At 54.6% G+C, this 526-nt stretch carries 1 protein-coding gene; it reads left to right on the top strand.

Features of this window, described 5'->3' with window-relative positions:
• On the top strand, nt 1-365 hold a 365-nt coding region (locus tag AC5ZGW_RS46840; RefSeq protein ID WP_496114227.1), incomplete at its 5' end, for a hypothetical protein.
• Nucleotides 366-526 lie beyond the last annotated feature (161 nt).

Below are 526 nucleotides of genomic sequence, written 5' to 3'. Positions count from 1 at the left end.
TGGATTGGAAAGGATTCATAATTCTATTTCAGAATGTCGGTTTGAAGCTCGAGAGCCTCGGTGATCGCGACGCAAACGCGCCCCCAAGGACCTACCAAAAATGGTCGGCCGCACTGTTACAGGAAGATGGATATACTGTCGCTCTCAACGGAGTGGGATCCGTGCCCTACACTATTAGATGTCATCGAACCGGGTTTAGCCGGAAGTATTTTTCGGTTCAAAGGTTGAGCGCAGGAGAAGCCGTGTGTAAAGCGGAGTGTCTTGACAGACCGGGAGTAGATATAGACTACATTGATACTCCATCAGACGGACGTGTTGACCTCTGCACGCTCCGGAAGTTGGCTGAGACGGAGGGCGGCTTCTAATAAGGAATTCCCAGCTCAGGTCAGCCCGCCGCAAGGCGCCTTTCCTCGGAGGCACCTCTTCCCGCACCAGTTGACGGGTAAGCCACTCCAGACGGCATGCGGCTTCGACGGCGCTCTTGCCTTCACAGATAGCCGCCGCAACAGCTTCGATCTGGTGCTCA

Source organism: Bradyrhizobium sp. Crot121 (assembly GCF_059512385.1).
Note: the sequence above shows the minus strand (reverse complement) of the source record. Positions and strands in the feature narration are given on the sequence as shown.